Source organism: Alkalinema pantanalense CENA528 (assembly GCF_050753345.1).
Taxonomy (GTDB): Bacteria; Cyanobacteriota; Cyanobacteriia; order Leptolyngbyales; family Leptolyngbyaceae; genus Alkalinema; species Alkalinema pantanalense.
In genome coordinates, this window is the sequence record NZ_JBLZFX010000069.1 from 26,409 (window position 1) to 32,612 (window position 6,204).

The window sequence follows — 6,204 nt, forward strand, 5'->3', positions numbered from 1 at the left end:
TTGGGTCATTTCTTTCGCGTCCTAACTGGTGTTCGATCGCACATATCCATGCAGTTGCGCAGAACATTCAGGACAGGAGATTTCCATGAAACTGGCGGGCAAAGTTGCTTTAGTCACTGGCGGCGAGCAAGGCATTGGGCAAGCGATCGTGCTGCGACTTGCCGCAGAAGGCGCTAATGTCGTTATCGACTACCGTTCCGATCGGGAGGACGCTGAGAAAACCCTGGCTCAAATTGCAGCCCTGGGCCATCCTCCGGGCCATCTTGTGCAAGCTGATGTCAGTAAACTAGACGACATCGATCGTATGATTGCCGAAAGTGTTGATCACTTTGGCAAGCTGGATATTCTCGTTAACAATGCCGGGATTGAACGCGAGACTGCTTTTTGGGAAGTAACCGAGAAAGATTACGATGCCGTTCTCAATACCAATCTCAAAGGTGTTTTCTTTGCAACCCAAGCCCTAGTCAAACATTTACTCGCCACCCAACGCCCCGGTAAAATTATCAACATCAGTTCCGTCCACGAAGAGATTTCCTTTCCCAATTACGCCCCCTACTGCGCCAGCAAAGGCGGCCTGCGCATGTTAACCCGCACCTTGGCGACGGAACTCGGCCCCCACGGCATCACGATTAACAATGTCGCCCCCGGCGCGATCGCCACGCCCATCAACGAAGAAACGCTCAACGATCCTGAAAAAGTCGAAGCTTTACACCAAAATATTCCGATCGGGCGGGTGGGTCAACCCCAGGATGTCGCCTCGTTAGTCGCGTTTCTGGCCTCTGACGAAGCAAATTACATCACGGGCAGTACCTTTGCTGTCGATGGCGGCTTAATGTGGCATTACCAAGAACATTAAGCGATACATCATTCAATTCAATATTGATTACTATTTCAGTCCATTCTCAGGTGGCTATCATTTTTCCATGGGTTAATGGTGGGGATTCCCAATTCTTTGCATAACTCCGATTCCCCGCTGGCATAGGTTCCTTACAGTTTTACGTTCCAGGAGAATCCCCCATGGCCCCCCATTCCGAAGCGATCGTCCAAGCCCCTGCCCAAGGCGATGCCTACTGGGTTTTAGGCGACTTGTATCGCTACAAAGCCCGCAGCGAAGACACCGACCACGCCTACGCCCTGCTGGAAATTACCATGCAGCCCCACAGCGCCGTGCCGCCCCACTGCCACACCCACGAAGACGAATCGTTTTATGTACAATCCGGGGACATGGAATTCCGCCTGGGCGATCGGTGATTGCTGCGCCTGCTGGCACCTTCCTCAAACTGCCCAAGGGCCAAGTCCATCAATTTGGCAACGTTGGTTCTGAACCCGCCATTTGCCTTTGTTGGGTCACTCCCGGCGGCCTAGAAAAGTTCTGGGTTGAAATTGGCACCCCTGCCGATTCCACCAGCGACCAACCCCCGCAAGTCACCCCAGCGGACATCGAAAAAGTGCTGGCGATCGCCCCCCGCTATGGCCTGGAAGTCCTGTCCCCTAGCGCCTAGATGGGTGGATGGGTGGATGGGTGGATGGGTGGATGAGTAGTTGGGTGGATGAATCGGAGCTGTTATTTCTTATTGGCAAATTCCCTACACGGAGGGCACAGAAGGGTTCGGGGCAGCGGCTGATTCGATGGGATGCTTGCGGGCACGCCGATCGCTGCGTAATGCTTGCAGCAAGGTTTCAGCCGTGGGGGGCACGCGGGTAAATCGGAGGTAGAAACCCACTTCGCTATCGTTGGGTTTCTGAATCACCTTAGCGTATATTTCCTGCGGTTCACCCATTCCTTCTATCATGATCGATGTTGATGACGTTGCTGTTTCCGAATCTGCAATAATTGAAGGAACTGGCTGATCGCCTGTTTTACGATCGTCTGCCCTACGATTGGCTACTCTACGATCAGGATAGTCGTTCGACGATTGGCCACGGCGATCGTCTGCTCTCCGATCATCCCTCCGGCGATCGTCTGTCTTCGGGAACCAGAGCAACAGCTTCAAATTTGTCAAGGGCGCGGGGCGATGGTCGCAGAGGATTTCTGCCCCATTGGCTGACAACCGCACCAACTTGCCCCAAAACTGCTCCTCCGATAAATGCTTCCCTTCCAACACCGCATACTGCATCGGCAACGGATGCTTTAATTCAATAAAACTTTCCTGCTCTTCCCGCAGCTTCAAATGGTACGGCCCTGCCAACCCGCTCACCTCATACAACGTCACCGGAGCCGAGACGCCCTTCATCTGCGCTTGGGACTGCCCGTTCAAGGTTGCGATCGACCGCACCTCTGACCAAGTACTTTCGGAAATCAAAATCTGCCCACCCACCGTAAACGACTCAATGCGCGCCGCCACATTCACATGACTGCCGATCGCGGTGTACTTCGTATGTTCCTCCGAGCCAATGTTGCCGACCACCACTTCCCCGGTATTTACCCCAATCCCCATTTGCAGCGGCGGCAAATTCAGGGTTTGGCTCTGCTGATTCACCGCATCCATGGCCAACTGCATCGCCAAGGCACAGGCCACCGCCCGTTCCGCATCATCGGGTCGCTGGATCGGTGCCCCAAAAAACACTACAATCCCATCCCCCGTCAGATCGTTAATTGTGCCCCCGTAGCGCTGAATGATCTTGGTCATGAAGCCTAGGTAGAGGTTGAGCAACTTGACCACCTGTTCCGGCGGCAACTGCTCCGACAAGCTCGTAAAGCCGCGAATATCCGACATCAGCGTCGTCACTTTGCGCTTTTCCCCCACCAGGGTCAATCCCTCGGGCGTTTCCAGCAAACTCGCCACCACTTCATCGGTCAAATAGCGACCTAGGGTTTTGCGCATTTCCGCCGCCGTTTGCGCCAGGTACCCCGTCACCCCGATCGCCGACCAGCCCAAACTCAGCAGCGCCGGAGCCACCGGAATCCACCAGCCCAGGGTAAACGCACCATAGGTACCCAACACCAAGCCCGCCGCCGTCACCACCAAACTCACGGGAATTTTCAGGGATTGCCACGCTTGGCTGAGGGGACTGTGCAGGCTGGCTAAGGTTTGGGAGGCTTGCAGCGATCGCTGTTGCCAGACCAGCAGTGCGCCGACGATCGCCCAACCCCCAATCCACAGCATTTCCCACGGCTCCGACCAAGTTTTAAACAGCGGGCGTTGGTTCAGGGCAGAACTGAGGAGTTGGCTGGTGAGATTGGCGTGGATTTCGACCCCCGGTGTGGGTTGGGTCAGTTGCATGAGCTGCACGCTGTAGGGCGTGTAAAACGTGTCCCGCAAACTTTCCGCCATCGGGCCGACTAGGATGATGCGATCGCGGCCCCATTGAGCAGGCATTTGGCCGTTTAACACCTGCTCGACCGAAAGGGTGGAAAAACTGCCGCGCGGCCCCCGATAGTTAATCAACGTTTGGAAACCCTGGGCATTAGCGCGAACATAGCCCATGCCAAAGTTACCCGTGGGCATCAGCGCCGAGAGGGTTTCCTTGGGTTGACTGATGCAGCTATTGCCCCGGCTGGCCGCACCGTTCGTCACCGGCGGCGTACCCCGGCGGGGAGCTTTGAAAGTTAAGGGTGAAGCGTGGAGGGGTAAGGGTGTACTCACGCCTAGCAGGGCCAAGGTAGACAGCGCCGCGATCGCAAAGCGCGTGGTTCGGTAGAGTCGGCTTTGGCGAAATCGGGTTGAGCGGAGCAGTGATGAATTCATAGGATCAAACGTTGCAACAACGGAGGAGAGCGCCACTTCCACGGTAACGAGTCAGAAGTATCGTCAAACCAGTATTCCCACGGTTTTGGCCCTAGGAACAAGGGAACGATATCGGTAAATCTCGGTCACCCACTCGCCATTTCATCAAGAGATTACTCAATTCCCGTGATCTTAATCGTTGACACCAGCAGGGGAATTTTGGATCACACCTACGCGCCTCCGTGAAGCGCTGAAGCCGTTCCTCTCCCTCGCGTTAATCCAAGCGTCGATCGAGGCATTCTAAAAGAGCGATCGTCCCTAGATTTGTTTTCCCTGATGCCGCCAACCTCTACCCACACCCCGATCCTTGCAGAGAGCCATTTGCCATGAAATCAGAGGCTACTTCCCATACTGCCGTCTTTCGTCGCCTGCTTCTGGCTCTGACGATCGCGGCCTGTCAGGTCACCCCTCTGCAAGAAGCCGCCCAGGGACAAACGATCGCCCCCAACCTGGTTCCCGCCAGCGATGGCACAGGAACGATCGTCCAACCGCAGGGCGATCGCTTTGACATCAGCGGCGGCCAACTTTCCGGCGATGGCACCAACCTCTTCCACAGCTTCCAGCGATTTGGGTTAAATGCCAACGAAACCGCCAATTTCCTAGCCAATCCCACCATTCGTAACATTCTGACCCGCGTCACTGGGGGCGATCCCTCCCGCATCGATGGCTTGCTCAAGGTGACGGGAGGCAGTGCCAACCTATTCCTGATTAATCCAGCGGGGATTGTTTTCGGCTCCAACGCACGCTTAGATGTTCCTGGCGCATTCACTGCAACTACCGCTACGGGAATTGGTTTCGGCAATACTGGATTAAATCTTGGGTTAAACGCTGAATTTAATAGTCTATATAACAACGACTACGGCAATCTTAACGGTACTCCCACTAGCTTTATCTTCGGCGTGAGTCAACCGGGCGCGATCGTCAATGCGGGGAATCTGGCGGTAAATCCGGGGCAATCCCTAGGGCTGATCGGCGGGACGGTCTTCAGCAGTGGTACGCTTTCGGCTCCGGACGGGCAAGTGACGATCGCCTCTGTAGCGGGTAACCAGGTACTGCGGCTCAATGCTCCGGGTAGTTTGTTGGGTTTCGAGCTACAACCCCTCGCATCAACCCCGATCGCCTTCACCCCCGCCACCCTGCCGCAACTGCTAACCGGCGGAGAAATTCAACAGGCCACGGGCGTCACCCTCCAAGCCGATGGGTCTGTCAAACTCACAAACGTCAATCAATCGATCTCGCCCGGTGATGTGGTCGTTAAACAAATTAACTCGGGTCAAGCAACAGTTACAGCCACGAATCAGTTAACGCTGCCGGATAGCCAATTACACACGAGTGGAGATTTAATGCTCCACGCCCAAAACAGTGTGGTGGCCAGGGATACTGCGCCCAATTCCTTTATTGTGAACGCGGGGGGCAATTTAACGATTCAGGGTGATCGGGGTATTGATCTCTGGGTACTAAACTCCTCCGGCAATAATCAATTTCCCCTTCGCAGCGGTGGAGATCTGCGCCTCGTCAGCGATGGGATCATTTCTACCGATGCCCATTTCCAAGCTGGAAAAGACTTCTCGATTCGGTCCCTTGACGGATCATTAGCCAATTTTCTGAGTTTGAATGATCCCATTTTCAACGTAGGCAGCAGCTATGGCGTTGGGGATTACATCGGAGCCTCTTTGCAAGTCACGGCGGGGGGCGACATCACCTACAACAACGTGACAATTAACGCGATCGATCCCAGCGTACATCCCACCAATCCCGCATTCTTCCTCAATTCCGGCGGCACGATCGCAGGGACAGGCTTAGTCACCACCACATTAAATAATTTACTGGTTGATTTCCAAGCCACAGGCAATATTTTTACCCAGGGCATTAATTCCAAAGGGGGTTCAATCACCCTTTCCGGGGCCTCCATCCTCGCCAGCAACCCCTACGACACCACCAATGGCGGCAACGCAGGCGGCAGTATTAACCTAACGGCCACCAGCGGCGATCTGACTCTGGGACTGTTACGCACTTTCGCCACGGGCAGTGTCGGCTTAGTCGGCCCAGGCGGCGCAGTAAATCTGACTGCCAACGCAGGCAACATTACCACAGGAGCCATTAACACCTTTTCCCGCAATCTAGGGAGTGGTAATTCAAGCAATGGTGGAACGATTAACATTAACGCTGCCAATGGATCAGTATTCACCTCAGGACTGGAGTCTTTTTCTGAAACTGCTACGGGGAATGCGGGAAATGGTGGAGTCATTACAGTTAATGCGCTGAATGCCGTTAATATAGACAGCGGGAGCGTCAATAGCCGATCGGCCAGCGCAGGTTCAGGGACTGCGGGTAACGGTGGTAACATTATGATAACCAACAGTAATGACAACATTAGAGTTGTTGGGAAATAAAACCAGCTCTGGGACAGGGTTTGCCCTGACTGTTATCTAACTTATGCTGCATCTAAGTAGAAGTTCCACAAGCCTGCTGCGTT

5 protein-coding genes are annotated in these 6,204 nt (G+C 54.5%); 4 read left to right on the forward strand and 1 reads right to left on the reverse strand.

The genetic code is table 11. The annotated features are described in order from the left end of the window. The first annotated feature begins 85 nt into the window (after positions 1-85). From ACN4EG_RS19195 to ACN4EG_RS19205, 3 genes are all read left to right on the forward strand, one after another. Positions 86-856 carry an SDR family NAD(P)-dependent oxidoreductase gene (locus ACN4EG_RS19195; RefSeq protein WP_431631793.1) on the forward strand — a complete coding sequence of 257 codons (771 nt, stop codon included), beginning with the start codon at positions 86-88 and terminating at the stop codon, positions 854-856. A gap of 161 nt (positions 857-1,017) precedes the next feature. Further along, positions 1,018-1,251: a cupin domain-containing protein gene (locus ACN4EG_RS19200; protein WP_431631794.1), complete on the forward strand. Its 234-nt coding sequence runs from the start codon at positions 1,018-1,020 to the stop codon at positions 1,249-1,251. Further along, entirely contained in the window at positions 1,248-1,502 is a 255-nt protein-coding gene (locus ACN4EG_RS19205) for a cupin domain-containing protein (protein ID WP_431631795.1), read from the forward strand. The genes ACN4EG_RS19200 and ACN4EG_RS19205 overlap by 4 nt, the downstream gene beginning before the upstream one ends. A gap of 84 nt (positions 1,503-1,586) precedes the next feature. Here the strand turns inward: ACN4EG_RS19205 and ACN4EG_RS19210 are convergent, their stop codons facing one another. Then, positions 1,587-3,689 (reverse strand): CHASE2 domain-containing protein, encoded by a 2,103-nt coding sequence (locus ACN4EG_RS19210; RefSeq protein WP_431631796.1) that lies wholly within the window; start codon positions 3,687-3,689, stop codon positions 1,587-1,589. 365 nt (positions 3,690-4,054) lie between these two features. On the opposite strand from ACN4EG_RS19210, the gene ACN4EG_RS19215 reads away from it, so the two are divergent. Then, positions 4,055-6,121 carry a two-partner secretion domain-containing protein gene (locus ACN4EG_RS19215; protein ID WP_431631797.1) on the forward strand — a complete coding sequence of 689 codons (2,067 nt, stop codon included), beginning with the start codon at positions 4,055-4,057 and terminating at the stop codon, positions 6,119-6,121. Positions 6,122-6,204: the final 83 nt, after the last annotated feature.

Bases quoted from the DNA above. Each gene is read 5' to 3' on its own strand.
- ACN4EG_RS19215 (WP_431631797.1), top strand. From the start codon at position 4,055: ATGAAATCAGAGGCTACTTCCCATACTGCCGTCTTTCGTCGCCTGCTT.
- ACN4EG_RS19200 (WP_431631794.1), top strand. From the start codon at position 1,018: ATGGCCCCCCATTCCGAAGCGATCGTCCAAGCCCCTGCCCAAGGCGAT.
- ACN4EG_RS19195 (WP_431631793.1), top strand. From the start codon at position 86: ATGAAACTGGCGGGCAAAGTTGCTTTAGTCACTGGCGGCGAGCAAGGC.
- ACN4EG_RS19210 (WP_431631796.1), bottom strand. From the start codon at position 3,689: ATGAATTCATCACTGCTCCGCTCAACCCGATTTCGCCAAAGCCGACTC.